Source organism: Roseomonas sp. E05, from assembly GCF_030063475.1.
In the GTDB taxonomy this organism is placed as follows: domain Bacteria; phylum Pseudomonadota; class Alphaproteobacteria; order Acetobacterales; family Acetobacteraceae; genus Pseudoroseomonas.
Genome location: NZ_JASIRT010000005.1, coordinates 1 through 20262, shown reverse-complemented (window position 1 = coordinate 20262; position 20262 = coordinate 1). Strand labels below are relative to the sequence as shown.

Sequence of the window (20262 nt, the reverse complement as noted above, 5' to 3'; positions counted from 1 at the left end):
CGTCCACCGTGGAAAACCCGAAGAAAAAAGAAGGGGGTCTGGGGGAATTCATTCCCCCGGGCTTTTCTTCCTGGGCCAGGTTGCGAGACCGATGCTGGCGAGCATCAATGCGAAGCCCACCGCATGCATCGGCCGGAAGGCCTCGCCGAGCAGCGCCACCGCCACCACGGCCGCAGCCGCCGGCAGCAGGGCGGTGAACACGCCCGCCACCCCGGCCGGGGCGCGTTTCAGCCCGGCATACCAGAGCAGCAGGCAGAGGACCGAGGCGGTGAGGCTGTGGAACACCAGCAGCCCGGCGAGGTCGGGCGCGGCCAGGGCGCGGGCGGCGCCCAGGAACGGCAGCCAGAAGGGCAGCAGCAGGGCGGTGCTGAAGGCCTGCATCCAGAAGCTGGCGGTGATCACCGGCACCCTTCCGGCGATGCGCTTGGCCAGCAGCACGTAGGAGGCCTCGCCACAGACGGCGAGGAACACCAGCGCATTGCCCAGCAGGCTGCCCTCGGCCTGCCCGCCGCCCGCCAGCCGGGCCAGGGTGATGGCCGCCATGCCGGACACCGCCAGCGCCGCCGCCGCCCATTGCCGCGGCGGCAGCCGCTCGCGCAGCCAGAGCGCCGAGCCGAGGGCGATGACCGCCGGCAGGGTGGCCAGCACCAGCCCGGCTTCCAGCGCGGTGGTATGGCGCAGGCCGGTGAGAAGGGCGGCGTTATAGAGCAGCGTGCCGAGCGCCGCCTGCGCCGCCAGGTTGCGCAGCGCCTGGGCGGAGGGGCGCACCCGGCCCTCCATCATGCGCGCCAGCGGCCAGAGCACCAGGCAGGCCAGCAGGCAGCGCAACCCGGCGATCATGGCGATCGGCAGAGCCGCCGCCAGCAACTTCGCCACCGCCACATTGACCCCGACCAGGGCCATCGCGGCCCCCAGTTGCGCATAGGCGGTGAACATCCGACTCCAGGCCGTATCCAATCCGGCCCGCAAACTCGCAGGGGCAGGGCGCCGGGCCAAGAGGGGGAGCGGCAGGCAGGGAAAAGGCCGGGGGAAGGAATTCCCCCGGACCCCCATCTTTTTTCTGTCCGTTCAGGCGAGCGGACCGCGCGTGGCCTCAGCCCTGCATCCGGTCGTCGTGGAAGGCGGTGCTCGGCGTCGGGATGGCCGCCGTCTCCGGCGGAGCCTTCTGGCCGTGCTGCGCCGGCGGGATGGCCGGCTCCATGGCCCAGGAATGGCCGTGCACCAGGCCATCGTCGAAGTCGCGTTCGTCGGTCATGGTCGTGCGTCCTTCCCTGTCCGCTTACTTCGCCATCGCCGGAGTGGCGGGGGCGGGCTTGTCGTCGTGGAACTGCGCCGTCTCGGTGCTGTGCGCCATCGCGGTGGTGCTGGCGGTGCCGCCCGAGGCGGCGCTGGCGACGGCGTCGAAATAGCTGACGCCGACCTCGCGCTGGTGGCGCGTGGCGGTGTAGCCCTCGGCCTCGGCGGCGAACTCGGCCTGCTGCAGCTCGGAATAGGCCGCCATGCCGCGCTCCCTGTAGCCGCGCGCGAGCTGGAACATGCTGTGGTTCAGGCTGTGGAAGCCGGCCAGCGTGATGAACTGGAACTTGTAGCCCATCGCGCCGATCTCGCGCTGGAACCGCGCCGCGGCCTCCTCGCCCATCTTGCGCTTCCAGTTGAAGCTGGGCGAGCAGTTGTAGGCCAGCAGCTTGCCCGGGAACTCCCGGTGGATGGCCTCGGCGAAGGCGCGGGCGTCATCCAGGTCGGGGTCGGAGGTCTCCCACCACAGCAGGTCGGCATAGGGCGCATAGGCCAGGGATCGGGCGATGGCGTAGTCCTTGCCGACGCCCGGCCTGATGCGGAAGAAGCCCTCGGCCGTGCGCTCGCCGGAAATGAAGGGACGGTCCCGCTCGTCCACGTCGGCGGTGAGAAGCTGCGCGCTCTCGGCGTCGGTGCGGCAGAGCAGGACGGTGGGCACGCCCTCGACATCGGCGGCGAGGCGCGCCGCGTTCAGCGTGCGGATATGCTGGCTGATCGGCACCAGCACCTTGCCGCCGAGATGGCCGCACTTCTTCTCGCTGGCGAGCTGGTCCTCGAAATGCACCCCCGCGGCGCCGGCCTCGATCATCGCCCGCATCAGCTCATAGGCGTTCAGCGCGCCGCCGAAGCCGGCCTCGGCATCGGCGATGACCGGCGCCATCCAGTGGGTGTCGTCGCCCTTGCCCTCCATGGCGGCGATCTGGTCGGCCCGGCGCAGCGCGGCGTTGATGCGCTTCACCACCTTGGGGACCGAGTCCACGGGATAGAGCGACTGGTCCGGGTACATCTCACCGGCCGAGTTGGCGTCCGCCGCCACCTGCCAGCCGGAGAGATAGATCGCCTTCAGCCCGGCCTTCACCTGCTGCAGCGCCTGATTGCCGGTCAGCGCGCCGAGCGTGTTCACATAGGGCTCGCTGTGCAGCAGCTGCCACAGCCGCCGCGCGCCCATTTCGGCCAGGGTGTGCCTCACCCGGAAGGAACCGGCCAGCCGCTCGACATCGGCCGGCGTGTAGTCGCGGCGGATGCCGGCGAAGCGGTCGCCCGGAGCGCCGGCGGAGGTGCCGCCATCGGGGGCGCGGCAGGGGTGGGGGAAGGGGCGCATGGTTGTCTCCAAGTCGTCGTGGGGGCCGGTGACCATGCGTCAATAATTCACATTGCGGGCGCGAAGTTCACCCTCCATTCTGGCGAAACCCCCGCAAGGGCGTCGTGATCTTCACTGTGAAGGGCGTAAATCTGTAAAGGTTGTAAAGAATGGCCCGCCCCTTGATCGGCCGCACGATCCGTCGCCTGCGGCAGGAGCAGAAGCTGACGCAGCAGGCGCTGGCCACCCGGCTCGGCATCTCCGCCAGCTATCTGAACCTGATCGAGCACGACCAGCGCGGCGTCACCGCCGCCCTGCTGATCAAGCTCGGCCAGATCCTGCAGGTGGATCTCGCCGCGCTGTCCGGCACGCAGGAGCGCCAGCTTGAGACCAGCCTGCGCGAGGTGCTGGCCGATCCGCTGCTCGGCCTGGAGGAAACGCCGGAGGAGGAAATCCGTGCTCTCGCCGGCAGCGCGCCCAACGCCGCCCGCGCGATGCTTGCCCTCTACCGGGCGCTGCGCGTCGCGCGGGAGGACGCCAGCGGCATCGCCCTGCCGAGCGGCCGCCGCATGGTCCTGCCCACCGAGGAGGCGCGCGACTTCTTCCAGGACCGCGCCAATGTCTTCCCGCCTCTGGAGCAGGTGGCCGAGGAGATCGGCGCCGAGCTTGCCGTCGCGCCCGCCGAACTGAACCACGCCATCGCCGAGCGCCTGCGCCACCGGCACGACATCCGCGTGCGCGTCGGTCCACTGGAGGGCAGCCTGCGGCGCTACGATCCCGCCAGGCGCCTGCTGGAGCTTTCGGAAAGCCTCCCGCGCGAGAGCCGCGGCTTCCAGATGGCCTTCCAGCTCATGCTGCTGGAGGCGCGGGAGGCGGTGGATGCGCTGCTTGATCCCGCGCCCGGCAGCGCCGAGGCGGCCGCGCTGATCCGCCTCGGCCTGCTGAACTACGCCGCCGCCGCGCTGCTGATGCCCTATGACGCCTTTCTCGCCGCCGCCCGGGCGCTGCGCCACGACCTCGACCTGCTCGCCGCCCGTTTCGGCGTCAGCTTCGAGCAGGTGGCGCATCGCCTTTCCACGCTGCAGCGTGAGGGCGCGCGCGGCGTGCCCTTCTTCTTCCTGCGCGTCGATCCCGCCGGCAATGTGGACAAGCGCTTCTCCGCCGCCGGCTTCCCCTTCGCGCGCTTCGGCGGTTCCTGCCCGCGCTGGATTCCGCATGCCGCCTTCGCCTCCCCCGGAACCATGCGCGTGCAGGTCGCCGAGCTGCCGGACGGCGCTACCTTTCTCTGCTTCGCCCGCACCGTCGCCGGCCCGGCGATGCGCTGGGGCGAGCCGCCGCCCGTGCATGTCATCGCCATGGGCTGTGACATCGGCCGTGCCGCCGAGGTCGTCTATGGCGATGGGCTGGACCACCAGCAGGCGCGCATCGGCATCGGCCTCTCCTGCCGTCTCTGCGACCGGGCCGACTGCCGCAGCCGCGCCTTCCCGCCGCTGGAGCACCGGCTCAACCTCGATCCGCACGAGGAGAGCACCGCACCCTGGCGGTTCAGCAAATGAACGGCTTGCGGGGAGAAAGGCCGGGGGAAAGAATTCCCCCGAACCCCCTTCTTCTTTCTGTCCGTTCAGGCGCGGGCTGAAGCAGGCAGAGAAAAGATGGGGGGCTGGGGGAACCCCTTTCCCCGGCCTTTCCCCTTGGGTCCACCCATGCGCATCCTGCTGCTGAACGGCAATACCGACACTTCCATGACGGAGCGCATGCTCCACCTGGCGCAGGAGGCCCTGCCGCGCCTCGGCCTTGCGCATGTGGCGTTGCATCCGGCGACGGCGCGGTTCGGCGCGCGCTACATCGCCAGCCGCACCGCCGCCGCCATTGCCGGCCATGCGGTGCTGGAACAGGTTGCCGAGCATGCCGGTGCGGTGGATGCCATCGCCATTGCCTGCTTCGGTGACCCGGCGCTCGACGCCGCGCGCGAGCTGGCCGGCATTCCGGTGGCGGGGATGGCCGATGCCAGCCTGCGCCTCGCGCTCGGGATGGCGCCGCGCGTCGCCCTGCTGACCGGCGGTGCCGCCTGGGTCCCGATGCTGGAGGAATTCATCCTCTCGCGCGGCCATGCGGCGGGGCAGGTGCTGGTCCGCGCCGTCACGCCCACCGGCGACATGATCGCCCGCGAGCCGGAGCGCGCGCTTGCCCTGCTTGCCGAGGCCGCGCAGGCGGCCGTGGCGGAAGGGGCGGGCGTGGTCGTGCTGGGTGGGGCGGGGCTGGCCGGGCTGGCGCCGCGCCTCGCCCCGCGCCTGCCCGTGCCGGTGCCGGACAGCCTGGAATGCCTGCTGCGAGGCGCCGCCGAGCCCTCGCCGGTGCTGCCCGGCCCCGGCCGCACCCCGAGCATTGGCCTTGCGCCCGCCCTGGCTGCGCGGCTGGCACCTTGACCCCATCGCCGCTGCCCGGCAGGGAGTTGTGCATGAGCGAGCAACACCTGGCTTCCGACCTGGCTTCCCCTGCGCCTCCCTACCACGACCTGCTGGGCATCCGGCTGGTCGAGTGGCGGGACGGCTTCTCCCGCGTGGTCTGCGACACCGGGCCGCAGCACCTGAACCGCAGCGACATCGTGCATGGCGGCGTCATCCTCTCGTTGATCGACCAGGCGGCGGCCTTCGCGGGCCTGTGGTGCAGCGTGCCGGGCAATATCCGCAAGGCCGTGACGATCGACCTCGACTGCCGCTTCACCGGCCAGGTGACGGGCGGGCAGATCGTGGCCGAGGGCAAGCTGGTCTCGCGCGGGCGCAACATCTTCTTCGCCCGTACCGAGGTGTTCGACGCCGCCGGCAAGCTGGTGGCCTTCGGCGCCTCCACGCATCGCTGGCGCGCCGGCAGCGAGACGGTCGAGGGCAGCCCGGCCGAAAAGTAGAAGAGTTTGGGGGAAGGAATTCCCCCAAGCCCCCATCTTCTTTTTTGTCAGTTTGGCGCTGGGCTTCCCGCGCGCGCAGGGAATTCGAAGAAAAAAGATGGGGGTCTGGGGGAATTCATTCCCCCAGCCTTGCCTCCTCCATCCGTTGCCACCCGCTGATCAGCCGCCGGTCCTCCCGCCCGAAGACGAAGAGATTGCCGCCGCCTCCGCCGGGCTGGTCGGCCGCGCGGCTGATCGGGCGCCTGCTCAGGTTGCAGAGCAGCAGCGCCCCGACCGCGCCATGCGCCAGGATGGCGGCATCGCCCTCCGTTCCGGCGAGGGCCGCCTCCACCGCGCGGATGATGCGCGCCTGGGCGTCCACCGCGCGTTCCCATCCGCGGATGCTTTGCGCGGGGTGAGCGAAGAAGGCATCGGCGGTGGCCTCGAACTCCGCCCTGGGCAGGTAGCCCGTGGCGCTGCGGTCATTCTCCCCGAGTGCCTCGACCACCCGCACCGGCAGGCCGAGATGGCCCGCCAGGACGCCGGCCGCATCGCGCGCCTTGCGCTCGGCGCTGCTGGCGATGTGGCGGATGCCGGCGATCCAGGGCTGTTCCAGCAGCCGCCGCATGCGGGCGAAGCCCTGTTCGGAGAGGGTCCAGTCCGGCACCGGAACCGCCGGGTCGATCGCCACCTCGGGGTGGGTGATGAAGATGATGCGGCTCATGCGCGGGGCCTTTCGCGGACCGTCAGCAGGATGGCGGCGCCGATGGCGAGGAAGGCCAGAACGGTCGCCATCCCCGCGCGCTGGTTGTCGGTCAGGCTGGTGACGGCGGCCAGCACCGCCGGCCCCAGGAAGCCGGTGACGCGGCCCGAGAGGGCGAAGAGGCCGAAATACGCCGCCGCCTCGCCCGCGGGCGCGAGATGGGCCATGTAGCTGCGGGAGGCCGACTGCGCCGGGCCGAGGAACAGGCCGAGCGCCAACGCCACTGCCCAGAACAGCGTGCGGTCGCTGATCAGCACCAGGGCCCCGCCGAGCAGGAACAGGGCGAGCAGCGCCACCAGCACCGTGGGCCGGGCGCCGAGCCGGTCCTCCACCAGGCCGAAGCCGGCGGCGCCGAGCCCGGCGGTGACGTTGAGCGCGATGCCGAAGAGCAGGATCTCCTCGAAGTCCATGCCGAAGGTGCCGGCCGCGTAGATGGCGCCGAAGGCAAAGAGGGTGTTCAGCCCGTCCGTGTAGAACAGCCGCGCCAGCAGGAAGCGGGCGAGCGTCGGGTCGTGCGGCAGGCCCCGCAGCACCGCGCCGATCTCGGCGAGGCCCTGGCGGACCGCGGCGCCCCAGGCCGGACGCGGTGGCGGCGGGTCCGGCAGGGCGATCAGCACCGGCCAGCCAAAGAGCAGCATCCAGGCGGCGACCAGCGGCGCCGTGGCGCGCACATGCTCGGCGCTGGCGCGGTCCAGCCCGAAGGGCGAGGGGTCCGGCCGCACCAGCGCCAGCAGAGAGAGGAGCAGACAGGCGAGGCCGCCGGCATAACCCAGACCCCAGGCGAGGCCGGAGATGCGGCCCAGCCGCTCGGGCGGCGCCACCTGCGGCAGCATGGAATTGTAGAACACCGTGCCCAGCTCGAACCCGACCGTGGCGATGCCGACGCAGGCCAGCGCCCAGGCGGCATGGGCCGGGTCCGGCTTGGCGAACCAGATCAGCGCCGTGGCAACGGCGGTCAGCACGGTGCAGAGCAGCAGCATGGTCCGCCGCCGCCCCCCCGCATCGGCCACCGCGCCCAGCACCGGCGAGAGCAGCGCGATGACGATGCCCGCCAAGGTCTGCATCCAGCCCCAGAGCGCCTGGCCCTCGGCGGGGCTGGCGGCGATGCCCTGCGTGAAATAGGCGGCGATGACGAAGGTGGAGACGACCGTGGGGAAGGCGCTGTTGGCCCAGTCGTAGAGCGCCCAGGCCCAGGCCTTGCGCGGCAGGCGATGCTTCATGGGGCGGCAGAGTGCCCGGCGCTGTCCATGCTGGCGAGGCGGCAAAAAAGATCGGGGGAAGGAATTCCCCCGAACCCCCATCTTTGTCTTGTCAGTTCAGGGCTGCGCGAGCCGCCTGTGCGGAAAATGACAGAAAGAAGATGGGGGTCTGGGGGAATTCATTCCCCCAGCCTTCATGCGACCCGCGCGATCTCCCGCACCGCCACCGTCACCCCCGCCAGCTCGGGCCGCGCGGCGGCTTCCTGCGCCACGCGGATGGCGCTTTCCGCCTCCGGCAGGGCGCCGCGCAGGCAGGCGGTGGCGAGGCGGGTCTGCAACTCGGCGAGGTCGTCCAGCAGTGCCGCCTTGGCGCGCGTGACGAAAGGCCCGCTGCCTGGTGCCTGCGCCGTGGCCTGCCGCAGCGCCGCCAGGTGGAAGCGCTCGCCGGCCCGGCGCCACGCCTCCGCCGCCCGCTCCGGCTCGACCCCGGCCTGCGCGGCGAGGCGCACGATGGCTGGTGCGGCCTCCAGCGCCGGCGCCGCTGCCACCAGCCGGGCCACGGCCTCCGGCAGCCCCTCGGCAGCGGGGTGCACGGCGGCGGTTTCCGCGGCCATCAGCGCGCCGATGCCGGGCTGTAGCGAAGCCAGCGCCTGTGTCAGCCCCTGGCGCGACTCCGGTATGCTCAGCAGCTCTCGCGCCATGGCGCCCAGCAGGTGCCGGAGCATCCGCAGCGCCGCATGGCGCACTGCCGCAGCGGCGGGGGCGGTGTCGGCGGTGTCGGCGGCGGCCCCGAGGCCGAGCAGGCGCTCGGCCAGGATGGTGGCCCGCGCTGCCTGCGCCGGTTCGGCATCGGCGGCGAGGCGGGCGAGCCCTGCCGGCCCCAGGCGGTTGGCGATCTCATTGGCCAGAATGGTGGCCAGCAGCTCGCGCCGCAGCCGGTGGCGGGCGATGAAGGGCGCGAAATCGCGCCGGATGGCGGTGGGGAAATAGCCTTCCAGCAGCGGCGCCAGCGCCGGGTCGTCCGGCAGGTCGCTGTGCTCGATCGCCTCGGTCAGCCAGAGCTTGGCGAAGGGCAGCAGGGCGGCCAGCTCCGGCCGGGTCAGGGCGGTGCCGGTGGTCATGCGCTCGGCCATGGCCTCGGCATCGGGCAGGCCGGCGACGGCGCGGTCCAGCAGTCCGGCATGTTCCAGCCGCACCATCAGGGCCGCCTGGGCCGGCAGCGCCTCGGCCCCCGCCTCGGACTCCAGCGTGATGGCAAGGGACTGCTGGGCATTGTCGCGCAGCACCAGGGCGGCGACCTCGTCGGTCATGCCGCGGAGCAGGTCGTCGCGCTGGCGCTCGGTCAGCGCACCCTCGGCCATGGCATCGGCCAGCAGGATCTTGAGGTTCACCTCGTGGTCGGAGGTCGAGACGCCGGCCGAGTTGTCCAGCGCGTCCGTGTTCAGCCGCACGCCCTGGCCGTCGGCGCCGAAACGCGCCGCTTCGATCCGCCCGGCCTGGGTGATGCCGAGATTGGCCCCCTCGCCAATGACGCGGGCGCGCACCTCGCGGCCGTCCACACGGATGGCATCATTGGCGCGGTCCCCGGCATCGGCCTGGGACTCGGTGGAGGCTTTGATGTAGGTGCCGATGCCACCGAAATAGAGCAGGTCCACCCTGGCGCGCAGGATGGCCTTCATCACGGTGTTCGGGTCCGGCTTCTCCTCGGTGATGCCGAGCAGGGCGCGGGCCTGCGGCGAGAGCGGGATGAAGCGGGCATTGCGCGGATAGACGCCGCCGCCCTCGCTCACCAGCCGCACGTCGTAGTCGGCCCAGGAGGAGCGGGGCAGGGCGAAGAGCCGCGCCCGCTCGTCATAGGCGCGCGCCGGATCGGGATCGGGGTCGATGAAGATGTGGCGGTGGTCGAAGGCCGCCAGCAGCCGCGTCTGCCGCGAGACCAGCAGTCCGTTGCCGAAGACGTCGCCCGACATGTCGCCGACGCCCACCATGGTGAAAGGCTCGGCCTGGATGTCGTGGCCCATCTCGGCGAAGTGGCGGGCGATCATCACCCAGGCGCCCTTGGCGGTGATGCCCATCGCCTTGTGGTCGTAGCCCTGGCTGCCGCCGGAGGCGAAGGCATCGTTCAGCCAGAAGCCGTATTCCTTGGCCAGGCCGTTGGCGATGTCGCTGAAGGTCGCGGTGCCCTTGTCGGCGGCGGCGACGATATAGGGGTCGTCCCTGTCGCGCCGCACCACGTCAGGCGGCGGCAGCACCACCTCGCCCTGCAGGTTGTCGGTGATGTCCAGCATGCCGCGGATCAGCGTCTTGTAGGCGGCGATGCCGGTGGCCATGAAGGCTTCCCGGTCCGTGGCCGGCGGCACCTGGCCCTTCAGCACGAAGCCGCCCTTGGCGCCGGTCGGCACGATGACGACGTTCTTCAGCCGCTGCGCCTTCATCAGGCCGAGGATCTCGGTGCGGAAGTCCTCGCGCCGGTCGGACCAGCGGATGCCGCCGCGCGCCACCGGCCCGGCGCGCAGGTGGCAGCCCTCCATGTGCGGGGCGTGAACGAAAATCTCGCGCCAGGGGCGGGGGAGGGGCATCTCGCCCGCCGCCGCGCTGTCGAACTTCAGCGAGAGATAGGGCTTCCCCTGGAAGAAGTTGGTGCGCAGCATGGCGTCCAGCGCGGTGCGCAGGCGGGCCAGGATGCGGTCGGCATCGGCATCCTCCACCTGTTCCATCATGACCGCCCAGGCGGCCTCCAGGCGCGGCTCGTCGAGCGCCACGTTGCCGGTGCGGGCGGGATCGAAGCGGGCGTTGAACAGGTCCACCAGCAGGCGCGCCGCCCGCGGATAGGCGATCAGCGCCGCCTCCACCGAGCCTTGCGCGAAGGCGAAGCCGACCTGCTTCAGCCAGCGGAACAGGGCGCGCAGCAGCCAGGCCTCGCGCCAGGCGAGGCCGGCGCGCGGCACCAGGCGGTTGAAGCCGTCCACCTCGGCGCGGCCGTCCTGCAGCGCCGCCAGCGCCTCCAGCAGCGCGGGGAAGCGGCTTTCCTCCAGCGGAGTGCCGGCTTCCAGGGTGAAGACGTGCAGCACCGCCCGGGTGGCGCCGCCGACGCGGAGATGGAAGGGCTGCTCCTCGATGGCGCGCAGGTCGAGGCTTTCGAACAGCGGCAGCACATCGGCCAGCGGCAGCGGCCCGCCCGGATGCACCAGCCGCAGGCAGAGCGCCCGCGCCTCGGTGCCCGGCAGGCGCTCGATGCGCGCGGCGGGGCGGCCGGCCTCCAGCGCCGCCTCGGCCAGGTGCAGGTCGGCCACGGCGGTGGTGGCGGCGACGGTATCGCTATAGGCCTCGGGGAAGGCGTCGGCCCAGCGGGCGAGGGCGGTGGCGGCGCGCGCCTCGCCCAGCTCGGCGGTCAGCGCCTCGCCCAGCCGGTCGGTGAAGGAGCGGGCGGCCTGCGCCACCGCCGCCTCCAGCGCGGCGTCCTCCACCTGCCCGACGGCGCCGGGCGCGGTGCCGATGATGTAGTGGATGCGCGCCAGCGGCGTGTCGCCGAGCGCGATGTGGAAGGCGGAGAGACGGCCGTTGAAGGCGCGCGCCAGCATGGCGCCGACCTGCTCGCGGAGCTGGGTGTCGAAGGTGTCGCGCGGCAGCCAGGCGATGGCGGAGACGAAGCGCTCGAAGGGGTCGCGCCGGAGGTAGAGCGCCGGGCGCGGACGGATCGAGAGGTCGAGCGCCCGCCGGGCGCCGTCCAGGATGGCGGCCTCGTCGGCCTGGAACAGCTCGTCGCGCGGCCAGGTGTCGAGGATGTTGCGCATCGCCCGGCCGTCATGGCTGTCCGGGTTGACGCCGGCCAAGTCGAGGATGCGCGCCACCTTGTCGGCCAGCCAGGGGATCGAGCGCGGGTTGCGGTTGTAGGCCGAGGCGGCGAAGAGGCCGAGGAACAGCCGCAGCCCCGTCACCTGCCCGTCCGGCCCGAAGATGCGGGTGGCCACCACGTCGGCATGCTGCGGCCGGTGCACCCGGGCGCGCATATTGGCCTTGGCCACCGCGATCGGCCCACCCCCGCGGAGCGAGGCGAGCATGGCGGGCGGGATGGCGCCGAGCTCGCGCAGCGCGTCGAAGACCGGCAGCGCCTCGTCGCGCAACAGGCCGAGATGCTCCTCCGCGCCTTCCGCCGTGCCGGCCGCGCCGAAGCGGATCAGCCGGTGACCGAGGAAGACGAAATTCTCCTCCATCCAGCGCAGGAAGGACTGGGCGCCGCCGGCATCGGAGCCGATCTCCGCCTCGGCGGCGTGCAGCCGGCCCAGGATGGCGGGGAAGTCGGTCACGGCCAGGCGCAGCTCGGCCAGCGCGCGCTCCAACGCCGCCTCGGTGGCCTCCCAGCCGGCCTCGGGTGCGCCGCCGCCGAGCAGGCGGGTGGTGGCCGGGGCGATCTCGACATGCATCATGCTCTCGGCCGCACCCTCGGGGGCGAAACCGAGCAGCCGGCCCTCGGCATCGCGGGTGACGCGCATCACCGGGTGCAGCAGCCGGCGCACGGTGCGGCCGGAGAGGGCGAGGGCGGCCAGCACGCTGTCCACCAGGAAGGGCATGTCGTCGCTGACGATCTCCGCCACCGCGACGGCGCCGCGCCCGGGGCCCGGCGGCTGCAGCCGCACCTTGGCGGTGCCGGGGCGGCGCTGGCTGGCCAGGGCGAAGAGGCTGGCGGCGGCGGCGGCGAGGCGCTCCGGCGGTTCGGCGGCCAGCTCGGCGGTGGGCAGCGCCTCGGCCATCGCGTGCAGCAGCCCGGCGGCGGCCGGAGGCAGGCCGGGCGCCTGCCGCTGCAAGGCCTCCGCCATCGCGCGCAGCAGTTCCGCCCGGGCGCCGCCCGCGCCCTTCTGGCCATCCGGCATGCCGGTCTCCTCTCTCGAATCCGGGCCAGAGCATCGGGTCGGGGCGGGCGCGGTTCAAGCCGGGTCGTGCCTTGGGCGGGGGCATTTTGCATAAAGTTTCAGCGGTGCCGCCGCGCGCGGACGGAGTGTCCAAGCTCCCGCCGCGGCGCTATCCTGCGGCGCCATGAACCTGACCCTCGCCGACCTCCTCGCGCCCGTCACGCCCGAGCAGTTCTTCGCCGAGTACTACGACAAGCAGCCGCTGCATGTGCAGGGCGGCGCGGCGAAGTTCGCCTCCGTGCTGTCGTGGCGGCAGATCAACCGCCTGCTGGACCAGACGCATATCTGGTCCAGCCAGTCCCTCAAGCTGGTGCTGGACGGCGTGCCGGTGCCGCCCGAGCAGTATTGCGGCCGCGCCACCGGGCGCGACGGCGCCGCCGTGCAGCAGCCCGAGACCGCCAAGGTGGCGCACTGGGTCTCCCGCGGCGCCTCCCTGGTGATGAACGACGTGGACAGCCTGACCCCCGGCCTGGCCGCCGTCTCGGAGGCGCTGGAGAGTGCCGGGCTCGGCAAGGCGCAGGGCAACGTCTACATCTCCTGGCAGAGCCACAAGGCCTTCGGCAGCCATTTCGACACGCATGACGTCTGGGCCGTGCAGGTCGAGGGCGAGAAGACCTGGAACATCTGGGAAGGCCGCGCCGAGTGGCCGATCGCTCATCCCGTCTTCCGCCTGCCCCAGGAGCACCACGACCGGGCCCGCGGCAAGCTGCGCGGCAAGGTGACGGTCAAGGCCGGCGACCTGCTCTACCTGCCGCGCGGCTGGTATCACGACGCCCTGGCCGAGGCGCCGGCCTCGGTCCACATCGCCTACGGCGTGCACGCGCCGCTGGGCATGGACCTGATGAGCATCCTGCTGGAGCGGGTGCTCTATGAGGTGGAATTCCGCAAGCCGCTTCCGCGCCAGGATGGAACCGCCGCCGCCCGCTTCGCGTTGACCAGCCGCGCGGCCCAGCTTGGCCAGCGCCTCTCGGAACTGACGCGGGACCCCAAGGTGATGGATGTGCTGGCGAAGTTCGTCGCGGACTACCGCTTCCAGCGCGGCGGCAACGACCTGCTCGCCGCGCGCGGCCTGGCGGCGCCGGCCGCCCCCGGCGGCGCGGAGGAGGGCGGCGAGGCCTTCCGCGTGGTGGCGCCGGGCAGCAAGGCGGTGCGGCGCGGCGCTGAATGGGTGCTGAAGGCGCCCTCCGGCGCGGTGTCGCTGGCGCCGGCCGAGGCGGAGGCGGCCAACTGGCTGCTGGCCCGGCCGGACGGCACGGCGGCCGAGCTGCGCGCCGCGCATCCGGCGGTGGATGCCGAGGCCCTGCTGCGGCGCCTGGCCGGCGCCGGGGTGCTGGCGCCGACATGATCCACGCCGCTCTGCCGGCGGGGCTGGCCGGCCTGCTGCTGCTCGGCTTCGCGGCGCCGGCCCTGGCGCAGCCGCGCAGCTTCAACTGCGTCGGTGCCGAGCGGCTGGAGGACGACGTCTTCGAGGTGCCCTTCACCGCCCGCAGCGCCCGCCCCGGCGAGGCCGCCCGCACGCCGGTGTCGGCGGCGGCGGCGCTCGCCAAGGAGGCGCCGGAGCGCAACATCTGCGTGCTCGGCCATGCGGTGCGTGAGGGCGGGCAGACCACCAGCACCCAGCTCGCCGCCCGCCGCGCCCGCGAGGTGGCGGAGATGCTCTCGGTGGAATACGGCATCGCCCGCGACCGCATCCGCGCCGAGGCGCGCAACCCCGGCTTCAGCAACCGCACCGCCAACCGGGAGGCGCGCAGCGTGGTGATCGTGGTGCTGCCCGGCGCTCCCGCCGGAGGCGCCGAATCCGCCGCGCCCTGAAAGGGCCACCTGGGAGAAGCGCGATGTCCCGCGAGATTGCCCGCGCCCGTGCCGCCGCCTGCCGCGTCGAGGACGGCGCGAGCTTCCGGCTGGCGGATTTCTCCACCCGGGGCAATGGCGACGGCCTGACCAAGGCCGATGCGCCGGCCCTGCTGCGGGAGGGGGTGCGGCAGCTCGCGGCGCTGCAGGACCGGCTGGCGGCGCAGGACCGGCACGCCATCCTGGCCATCTTCCAGGCCATGGACACCGCCGGCAAGGACGGCGCCATCAAGCACGTCTTCTCCGGGGTGAACCCGCAGGGCTGCGCCGTGCATTCCTTCAAGGCGCCCGGCCCGGAGGAACTCGACCAGGACTTCCTGCGCCGGCACATCCTGCGCCTGCCGGCGCGCGGGCAGATCGGCATCCACAACCGCTCCTGGTACGAGGAGGTGCTGGTCGCACGGGTGCATCCGCAGGTGCTGGAGCGCCAGCGCCTTCCGTCCGACGTGGTGACGGAGCATCTCTGGGCGCGCCGGATGGAGGATATCTGCGCTTTCGAGCGCTATCTCTGCCGACAGGGCTATGTGGTGCTGAAGTTCTTCCTGCATGTCAGCCGCAAGGAGCAGCGCAAGCGCCTGCTGGCCCGCATCGACACGCCCTCGAAGAACTGGAAGCTCGATCCTTCCGACATCGCCGAGCGGCGCCACTGGGACGTCTATCAGGAGGCCTATGAGGCGGCGATCCGCGGCACCGCCACCTCCTACGCGCCCTGGTACGTGCTGCCGGCCGACCGCAAATGGCTGACACGGCTGCTGGTGGTGGAGGCGATGGTGGAGGCGCTGGAGGCGCTGAAGCCGGAATACCCCCGCCTTGACGAGGCGGGGCTGAAGCGGCTGGATGCGGCGGGCGAGGTGCTGCGCACCGAGAAGGACTGAGCCGGCGGCGGGGCGTCAGCAGGCCGAGAATGTAGCCGAGGATGCCGACGACCAGCAGCGAGGTGACGGGCTGGTGCTCGACCACGCGCACCACCCGCTCGCCGGCGTGTTGCGCGTAGTTGCGGGCGTCGCCATAGGCGTGCTGGGCATAGTCGCGCGCATCGCCGTAGGCGTGCTGCGCCCGGCCGGCCACCTGGCGGACCAGGCCGCGGGCCTTCTGCTCGCGGTCGCCGTTGAGATCGCCCAGGCCTTCCTGCGCCTGACCGGCGAACTCCTCCACGGAACCTTCGAGGCGGTCACTGTTCATGGCTGTCGCTCCTTTCACTGGGGATGAAGGGCTTCCGGGGCAGACCGCTCAGCGGGCCGCGTAGTCGGACGCCGGGCCATGCCGCGTTCCGGCACGGGCACCCAGCGCCGCAGCGATGGCGCCCAGCACCAGCAGGGCGAAGACCCAGTAGGAGGCCGTCGCGGCTGCCGTGGCGGCGGCATCGGCAGCCTGGCGCGCCTGCTGCTCGGCCTGTTGGACGGTCTGCTGCGCCTGCTGCTCCACCTGCTCGATGCGCGCCCGCGCCTCGTCCGGGCTCATGCCGGCCTCCGCCGCCACCAGCGCTACCAGTCGATCCCGGTCCGGCTGCGACAGGGTACCGTCGGTCACGCGCTGCCCGGCCAGCCGGCCAATCTCGGCCTTGCGCTGGTCGCTGCTCATCGCCGCCGGCTCGGCATTGCTGGCCGTCAGCGCGTTGCGGGCACGGTCGACCGCCGACTGGGTCACGGACTGCAGCGTGGAGGTATTGGTTCGGTCGGCGGCCTCGCCCGCGGCGGCACCGGTCAGGTTGCCGAGTCCCTGGGCGGTGCTGCCCAGCATGTTCGCGATGCCGCTGGTGGCGGTGGAAACGACGCTGCTGGCCGCGCTGCCCACCAGGAAGCCGGCGACCAGGGTGGCGGTGGCCCACATGGCGAGGCCGTGCAGGATGCCGTCCATCCGGTCGGCGGTGCCGGACAGGCGTGCGGCGGCATAGGCGCCGAAGCCCAGGCCGATCAGGTGGGAGACAAGCATCCAGATGCCGGCGCCGATGCCGATGCTGCTGGCGGCGGGCGTGTCCCCGGCGGTGGCATCCACCAGGTTGGCGCCGATCCCGGCGCCCAGGATGTTCAGGCCCGCGCCGACCACCACGGCGATCGCCGCGCCGGCGAAAACGGCGCCCCAGGAAATGCGCGTGAGAAAGCGAGGTGCGACCGAGGCGGATGCGGCGATGGGGCCGCGGCCATAGGTGTTCGCGGCAAAGTCGGTGCTCATGGCGGATGCCTTCAAAGGCTGCGCGGGAAGGCGCCGCGGCGGGGCGGCCTTACCCGGAGGCGGGCGTTGCCGGCCGGGCGGGTGCCCGGCCGTAATCAGAGCCGGACGGCCTTCAGTGCTTGCCGGCCTCGCGTGCCTTGTCCTTCAGCCCGCCGACGGTGTTCTGCACCTTGCCCTCGGTCTTGTCGGCCTTGCCTTCCATCTGGGTGCTGGTGTCGCCGGTCACCTTGCCGGTGGCCTCCTTGATGGCACCCTTGGCCTGCTTGGCCATGCCTTCGACGCGTTCCTTGTCCATTGAAATGGCTCCTGCGTTTCCGTTGGGAGCGACGGGATTGCCGCTCCACCGCCGGTGCACTGCGGATGCAGGAAAAACGTCCTGGCTTCGCCAGGGTTGCGCTGCCGCCCGGCGGCGGCCGCCCTGGCCGGGCAGCTCAGCTCCGCTCGTAGAGCAGGCGGGCGCGGATGGTGCCGGGGATCTGCCGCAGCGCCCCAAGCACCGCGTCCGGATCCGCCACGCCATCGGCATCGATCACGACATAGCCGATCTCGGGGTCGGTCTGCAGGTACTGGGCGCTGATGTTCACGCTGAAGCGGCTGAAGATCTCGTTCATCGCCGCCAGCACGCCCGGCACGTTGCGGTGGACATGCATGAAGCGGGTGCCGCTCGGCCGGGCGGGCAGCGTCACCTCGGGGAAGTTCACCGCGCCGAGCGTGGCGCCGGTGTCGGAATAGTCGGCCAGCTTGCGCGCCGTCTCCTCGCCAATGCGGGTCTGCGCCTCCTCGGTGCTGCCGCCGATATGCGGGGTGAGGATGACGTTGGGCAGGCCCTGCAAGGGGCTGGAGAAGCGTTCGCCGTTGCGCTTCGGCTCCTCCGGGAAGACGTCGGCTGCGGCGCCGAGCAGGTGGCCGCTGCGCAGCCCCTCGGCCACCGCCTCGAGGTCCATCACCCGGCCGCGGGCATTGTTGATCAGCAGGGCGCCGCGGCGCATCGCCGCCACCTCGGCCGCGCCGATCAGGCCGATGGTCTCCGCCGTCTCCGGCACGTGCAGGCTGACCACGTCGGCGGCGCCGAGCAGGTCGTGCAGGCCGGCGGCGGCCACCGCATTGCCGTGCGGCAGCTTGGGCACGGTGTCATAATAGATGACGCGCATGCCGAAGGCCTCGGCCAGCACCGAGAGCTGGCTGCCGATATTGCCATAGCCGACGATGCCGAGCGTCTTGCCGCGGACCTCACGGCTGTTCTCGGCCGACTTGTCCCAGCCGCCGTCATGGGCGGCGCGGGAGCGGTCGGGGATGCGGCGCAGCAGCATGACGATCTCGCCCATCACCAACTCGGCCACCGAGCGGGTGTTGGAGAAGGGCGCGTTGAAGACCGGGATGCCCAGCCGCTTGGCGGCGGCGAGATCCACCTGGTTGGTGCCGATGCAGAAGCAGCCCACCGCGATCAGCCGGTCCGCCGCCTCCAGCACCTCCCGGGTGAGCTGGGTGCGGGAGCGGATGCCGAGCAGGTGGACGCCCTGCAACGCCGCCTTCAGCGCCTCGCCCTCCAGCGCTTTCGATTCGCGCTGGATGCTGGCGTAACCCGCCGCGCCGAGCAGCGCGTCGGCGCTTTCCGCGACCCCTTCGAGCAGAAGGATGCGGATACGGTCCTTGGGGAGGGAGATGCGGTCGTTCGGCATGCCGGTTCAATGCCTGTGCGAAGCGGTTTCGTGAAGTGCGAAACTGGCAGGCCGGTCCCGCGTTCCGGATGCGGCGTATGGGCCGATGATGGACCGGAAGGCGAGTGGCTGCGGGGCCGGCGTGAGCCAGACCATGCAGCGGCGCATGGAGCCCATGCGGCAGGCGGAGAGGAAAACCTTCAATTTGTCTTGCTGCTACGGGCCGCTGTGGCCATGTCGCAGGAAGACGACCCTGCCTCGTCAGGCACGAAGCGGGGGATGGCATCCGGAGACCCCCACATGGCGACCAAGACGATGGAACTGCCGCCGGCGATGCGCCGGCAGGCAATGGTGAACGCCCTGGCCGAGCTGGCGCAGGGCGGTCTGGCCGAGGAGATGCGGCTGGAGGCGGCGGCGCGGCTGCTGCGCACCGCCTACAAGGCGCTGGAGATCATGGGGGCGGTGCTGCCGCTGCCGGCTGGCATGGCCGGCTGGGATCCCCGCGCGGTCACGGCCCGGGAGCATGCGGAGGCGCTGCGCCCCGCCGAACTGGACCGCCTGTTGGCCGAGGGGCCACGCTGGGCCGCAGCCCTGTTGCGCGCCGAGCCGGAACTGCGGCGCGCAGCCTGACGGGAGCGCGGCGGCCGCGGGCTCAGCCTCGCCGGTGCCGCATGTCCCAGGGGGCGCGCTGTGCCTCCGTCAGCGCCTCAGCCCTGGTCATCCCGATATCGCACAGCAACCGCTCGTCGAGCCTCGCGAGTTCGCGGCGCGTCTCCATGACGCGCAGCGCGTGGCGCAGGCTCGCGGCCCAGCCTTCCAGGCGCGAGCCGTGCCCGGAGGTGAGCCGGGCAGCGGGAGAACGGAAGGTGGAGCCGGGAGGGGCGAGCATGGGAAGGGTCTTTCGGGCATGGGATGATCAGGGGAGGGGCAGAATGTGTCCGCATCTGGAATAAGAAAAACGAATTGTTTTGACGGAGAGCATCAGCGTCGTTGATAGAAGGTCATGCTCGCCCTTCCGCCCGGCCTTGATCCCGATCTGCTGCGCTCCTTCGTGCTGATCGCCGAGGGGGCGAGCGTCACGCGTGCCGCCCAGCGCGTCGGGCGAACGCAATCCGCCGTCTCCATGCAGATGCGGCGGCTGGAGGAGCTTCTCGGCCGCCCGCTGCTGACGCGCGGCCCGCGCGGCTTCGCCCTGACGCCGCATGGCACCTGGCTGCTGGAGCGCGCGCGCCCCTGGCTCAACATGCATGATGAGATCCTGGCCAGTTTCCGCAGTGCGGAGGTGGCGGGGCCGGTGCGGCTCGGCTCACCGGACGACTACGTCATGACCTGGCTGCCGGAGATTCTGGCCCGCTTCGCCGAGAGCCATCCTGCGGTGGAGATCGAGGTGGTCTGCGCCCCTTCCACCGAGTTGCTGATGCGGCTGGAGCGGGAGGAGCTGGACCTGACCATCTATTCCGCCGGCAACGAGCGGGGGCAGGCGGGGCTGCCGCTGTGGCGGGGTCCGCTGCACTGGGTCGGGGCGGCTGCGCATTCCGTGCACCGGCAGATGCCGTTGCGGCTCTCCCTGGCGCAGCCGAGCTGCATCTGGCGCCGGGCGGCGACGGCGGCACTGGACGCAGCCGGGTTGCCCTGGCGGATGACCTATAGCTCCAGCTCCCAGATGGGCACGCATGCCGTGGTGCTGGCGGGGCTGGCCGTCACGGTGGGGTTGGCCGGGCCTTTGCCGGCGGGACTGCGGGTGCTGGGCGCGTCGGACGGGCTGCCGCCCTTGCCGGAGTTCGAGATCGCGCTGGCGCAGGGGAGCGACAGCCCGGCCGCCCGCGCGCTGGAGCGGCACATCGTCGAGAGTTTCCGGCGGGAGGAGGGGGGACTGCCGGCCACGGCCTGTTGAGCGCCGCCTCTCCGTCTCGGATGTGGAATGCTTGAAAAAGGGGTTTGACGGGCGTTGGAGGGGGCCATATAAGCCCCTCCACGGCGCCGGTTGGTAAGGCCAAACGGTGAACGGTTCCTGATTGGCTGACGCGAAGCGGGATCTGGTGGCAAGGATGCCATCTTATCTCGCTGGAAGCTGATTGGGGATGCCTGAGGGGCTTTGGTCCTGAAGGCAACGCTGATTGAAAATTGCATCGGGTTTTCTGGAAGGGAGACTGTCCTGGTTTGGTATTGACCTGGAAGGGTTGAGCCTGGCGGGTGTGTTTTGATCCTGATGTTGTGCTGGGTTTTTGG

The 20262-nt window shown here is 71.8% G+C and carries 18 protein-coding genes and 1 pseudogene; 8 read left to right on the top strand and 11 right to left on the bottom strand.

Going from position 1 to position 20262, the window contains the following annotated elements; all coding sequences use genetic code 11:
- Positions 1 to 48: 48 nt before the first annotated feature.
- The 3 genes from QMO56_RS07190 to aceA all read right to left on the bottom strand — a co-directional run bounded on the left by QMO56_RS07190 (position 49) and on the right by aceA (position 2617).
- Complete coding sequence (locus QMO56_RS07190; RefSeq protein ID WP_283524517.1) at positions 49 to 936, bottom strand: DMT family transporter; 888 nt, start codon at positions 934 to 936, stop codon at positions 49 to 51.
- A 157-nt stretch (positions 937 to 1093) separates the two neighbouring features.
- Complete coding sequence (locus QMO56_RS07185) at positions 1094 to 1255, bottom strand: hypothetical protein (RefSeq protein ID WP_283524516.1); 162 nt, start codon at positions 1253 to 1255, stop codon at positions 1094 to 1096.
- Positions 1256 to 1279: 24 nt separating this feature from the next.
- The gene (gene aceA, locus QMO56_RS07180; protein ID WP_283524515.1) at positions 1280 to 2617 is read right to left on the bottom strand and encodes an isocitrate lyase; all 1338 of its coding nucleotides are present in this window, start codon (positions 2615 to 2617) and stop codon (positions 1280 to 1282) included.
- A gap of 149 nt (positions 2618 to 2766) precedes the next feature.
- Here aceA and QMO56_RS07175 point away from each other — a divergent pair, with 149 nt between their 5' ends.
- The 3 genes from QMO56_RS07175 to QMO56_RS07165 all read left to right on the top strand — a co-directional run bounded on the left by QMO56_RS07175 (position 2767) and on the right by QMO56_RS07165 (position 5501).
- Positions 2767 to 4152, top strand: coding sequence for a short-chain fatty acyl-CoA regulator family protein (locus QMO56_RS07175; protein ID WP_283524513.1), 1386 nt, complete (start codon positions 2767 to 2769; stop codon positions 4150 to 4152).
- Positions 4153 to 4299: 147 nt separating this feature from the next.
- Positions 4300 to 5022 (top strand): aspartate/glutamate racemase family protein, encoded by a 723-nt coding sequence (locus QMO56_RS07170; RefSeq protein WP_283524511.1) that lies wholly within the window; start codon positions 4300 to 4302, stop codon positions 5020 to 5022.
- A gap of 32 nt (positions 5023 to 5054) precedes the next feature.
- The gene (locus QMO56_RS07165) at positions 5055 to 5501 is read left to right on the top strand and encodes a PaaI family thioesterase (RefSeq protein WP_283524509.1); all 447 of its coding nucleotides are present in this window, start codon (positions 5055 to 5057) and stop codon (positions 5499 to 5501) included.
- Positions 5502 to 5616: 115 nt separating this feature from the next.
- On the opposite strand, the gene QMO56_RS07160 is transcribed toward QMO56_RS07165, so the two are convergent.
- The 3 genes from QMO56_RS07160 to QMO56_RS07150 form a co-directional block, all read right to left on the bottom strand.
- Entirely contained in the window at positions 5617 to 6204 is a 588-nt protein-coding gene (locus QMO56_RS07160) for a histidine phosphatase family protein (protein WP_283524507.1), read from the bottom strand.
- A complete protein-coding gene (locus tag QMO56_RS07155) occupies positions 6201 to 7463 on the bottom strand; it encodes an MFS transporter (protein WP_283524505.1) in 1263 nt (420 codons plus the stop codon). Before QMO56_RS07155 ends, QMO56_RS07160 begins: the two co-directional genes overlap by 4 nt.
- A 173-nt stretch (positions 7464 to 7636) precedes the next feature.
- Positions 7637 to 12313 carry an NAD-glutamate dehydrogenase domain-containing protein gene (locus QMO56_RS07150; RefSeq protein ID WP_283524503.1) on the bottom strand — a complete coding sequence of 1559 codons (4677 nt, stop codon included), beginning with the start codon at positions 12311 to 12313 and terminating at the stop codon, positions 7637 to 7639.
- 163 nt (positions 12314 to 12476) lie between these two features.
- Between QMO56_RS07150 and QMO56_RS07145 the strand changes: the two genes are divergently transcribed.
- Genes QMO56_RS07145 through QMO56_RS07135 form a run of 3 tightly spaced genes read left to right on the top strand, consistent with a single transcriptional unit; the run spans position 12477 to position 15078 of the window.
- Positions 12477 to 13697, top strand: a complete 1221-nt coding sequence (locus QMO56_RS07145; protein WP_283524501.1) for a cupin domain-containing protein — start codon at positions 12477 to 12479, stop codon at positions 13695 to 13697.
- Complete coding sequence (locus QMO56_RS07140) at positions 13694 to 14164, top strand: OmpA family protein (protein ID WP_283524499.1); 471 nt, start codon at positions 13694 to 13696, stop codon at positions 14162 to 14164. The genes QMO56_RS07145 and QMO56_RS07140 overlap by 4 nt, the downstream gene beginning before the upstream one ends.
- 23 nt (positions 14165 to 14187) lie before the next feature.
- Positions 14188 to 15078 carry a PPK2 family polyphosphate kinase gene (locus QMO56_RS07135; protein ID WP_283524497.1) on the top strand — a complete coding sequence of 297 codons (891 nt, stop codon included), beginning with the start codon at positions 14188 to 14190 and terminating at the stop codon, positions 15076 to 15078.
- A 199-nt stretch (positions 15079 to 15277) separates the two neighbouring features.
- Here the strand turns inward: QMO56_RS07135 and QMO56_RS26980 are convergent.
- From QMO56_RS26980 to serA, 4 genes and pseudogenes are all read right to left on the bottom strand, one after another.
- Positions 15278 to 15385 (bottom strand): annotated as a pseudogene (locus tag QMO56_RS26980) (CsbD family protein); the annotation flags it as partial.
- A gap of 48 nt (positions 15386 to 15433) precedes the next feature.
- Positions 15434 to 16375: a hypothetical protein gene (locus tag QMO56_RS07125; RefSeq protein WP_283524494.1), complete on the bottom strand. Its 942-nt coding sequence runs from the start codon at positions 16373 to 16375 to the stop codon at positions 15434 to 15436.
- 112 nt (positions 16376 to 16487) lie between these two features.
- Complete coding sequence (locus QMO56_RS07120) at positions 16488 to 16670, bottom strand: CsbD family protein (protein WP_283524492.1); 183 nt, start codon at positions 16668 to 16670, stop codon at positions 16488 to 16490.
- Positions 16671 to 16806: 136 nt separating this feature from the next.
- Positions 16807 to 18054 carry a phosphoglycerate dehydrogenase gene (gene serA / locus QMO56_RS07115; protein WP_283524490.1) on the bottom strand — a complete coding sequence of 416 codons (1248 nt, stop codon included), beginning with the start codon at positions 18052 to 18054 and terminating at the stop codon, positions 16807 to 16809.
- A 279-nt stretch (positions 18055 to 18333) separates the two neighbouring features.
- Here serA and QMO56_RS07110 point away from each other — a divergent pair, with 279 nt between their 5' ends.
- Entirely contained in the window at positions 18334 to 18663 is a 330-nt protein-coding gene (locus QMO56_RS07110; protein ID WP_283524489.1) for a hypothetical protein, read from the top strand.
- A 22-nt stretch (positions 18664 to 18685) separates the two neighbouring features.
- Here QMO56_RS07110 and QMO56_RS07105 read toward each other — a convergent pair whose 3' ends face one another.
- Entirely contained in the window at positions 18686 to 18922 is a 237-nt protein-coding gene (locus QMO56_RS07105) for a DUF1127 domain-containing protein (protein ID WP_283524488.1), read from the bottom strand.
- Positions 18923 to 19036: 114 nt separating this feature from the next.
- Here QMO56_RS07105 and QMO56_RS07100 point away from each other — a divergent pair, with 114 nt between their 5' ends.
- A complete protein-coding gene (locus tag QMO56_RS07100; RefSeq protein ID WP_283524486.1) occupies positions 19037 to 19927 on the top strand; it encodes a LysR substrate-binding domain-containing protein in 891 nt (296 codons plus the stop codon).
- Positions 19928 to 20262: the final 335 nt, after the last annotated feature.

What these genes read in the sequence shown, in the direction of transcription:
- QMO56_RS07190 (WP_283524517.1), bottom strand. Translation starts at nt 936, where the DNA reads ATGTTCACCGCCTATGCGCAACTGGGGGCCGCGATGGCCCTGGTCGGG.
- QMO56_RS07185 (WP_283524516.1), bottom strand. Translation starts at nt 1,255, where the DNA reads ATGACCGACGAACGCGACTTCGACGATGGCCTGGTGCACGGCCATTCC.
- aceA (WP_283524515.1), bottom strand. Translation starts at nt 2,617, where the DNA reads ATGCGCCCCTTCCCCCACCCCTGCCGCGCCCCCGATGGCGGCACCTCC.
- QMO56_RS07175 (WP_283524513.1), top strand. Translation starts at nt 2,767, where the DNA reads ATGGCCCGCCCCTTGATCGGCCGCACGATCCGTCGCCTGCGGCAGGAG.
- QMO56_RS07170 (WP_283524511.1), top strand. Translation starts at nt 4,300, where the DNA reads ATGCGCATCCTGCTGCTGAACGGCAATACCGACACTTCCATGACGGAG.
- QMO56_RS07165 (WP_283524509.1), top strand. Translation starts at nt 5,055, where the DNA reads ATGAGCGAGCAACACCTGGCTTCCGACCTGGCTTCCCCTGCGCCTCCC.
- QMO56_RS07160 (WP_283524507.1), bottom strand. Translation starts at nt 6,204, where the DNA reads ATGAGCCGCATCATCTTCATCACCCACCCCGAGGTGGCGATCGACCCG.
- QMO56_RS07155 (WP_283524505.1), bottom strand. Translation starts at nt 7,463, where the DNA reads ATGAAGCATCGCCTGCCGCGCAAGGCCTGGGCCTGGGCGCTCTACGAC.
- QMO56_RS07150 (WP_283524503.1), bottom strand. Translation starts at nt 12,313, where the DNA reads ATGCCGGATGGCCAGAAGGGCGCGGGCGGCGCCCGGGCGGAACTGCTG.
- QMO56_RS07145 (WP_283524501.1), top strand. Translation starts at nt 12,477, where the DNA reads ATGAACCTGACCCTCGCCGACCTCCTCGCGCCCGTCACGCCCGAGCAG.
- QMO56_RS07140 (WP_283524499.1), top strand. Translation starts at nt 13,694, where the DNA reads ATGATCCACGCCGCTCTGCCGGCGGGGCTGGCCGGCCTGCTGCTGCTC.
- QMO56_RS07135 (WP_283524497.1), top strand. Translation starts at nt 14,188, where the DNA reads ATGTCCCGCGAGATTGCCCGCGCCCGTGCCGCCGCCTGCCGCGTCGAG.
- QMO56_RS07125 (WP_283524494.1), bottom strand. Translation starts at nt 16,375, where the DNA reads ATGAGCACCGACTTTGCCGCGAACACCTATGGCCGCGGCCCCATCGCC.
- QMO56_RS07120 (WP_283524492.1), bottom strand. Translation starts at nt 16,670, where the DNA reads ATGGACAAGGAACGCGTCGAAGGCATGGCCAAGCAGGCCAAGGGTGCC.
- serA (WP_283524490.1), bottom strand. Translation starts at nt 18,054, where the DNA reads ATGCCGAACGACCGCATCTCCCTCCCCAAGGACCGTATCCGCATCCTT.
- QMO56_RS07110 (WP_283524489.1), top strand. Translation starts at nt 18,334, where the DNA reads ATGGCGACCAAGACGATGGAACTGCCGCCGGCGATGCGCCGGCAGGCA.
- QMO56_RS07105 (WP_283524488.1), bottom strand. Translation starts at nt 18,922, where the DNA reads ATGCTCGCCCCTCCCGGCTCCACCTTCCGTTCTCCCGCTGCCCGGCTC.
- QMO56_RS07100 (WP_283524486.1), top strand. Translation starts at nt 19,037, where the DNA reads ATGCTCGCCCTTCCGCCCGGCCTTGATCCCGATCTGCTGCGCTCCTTC.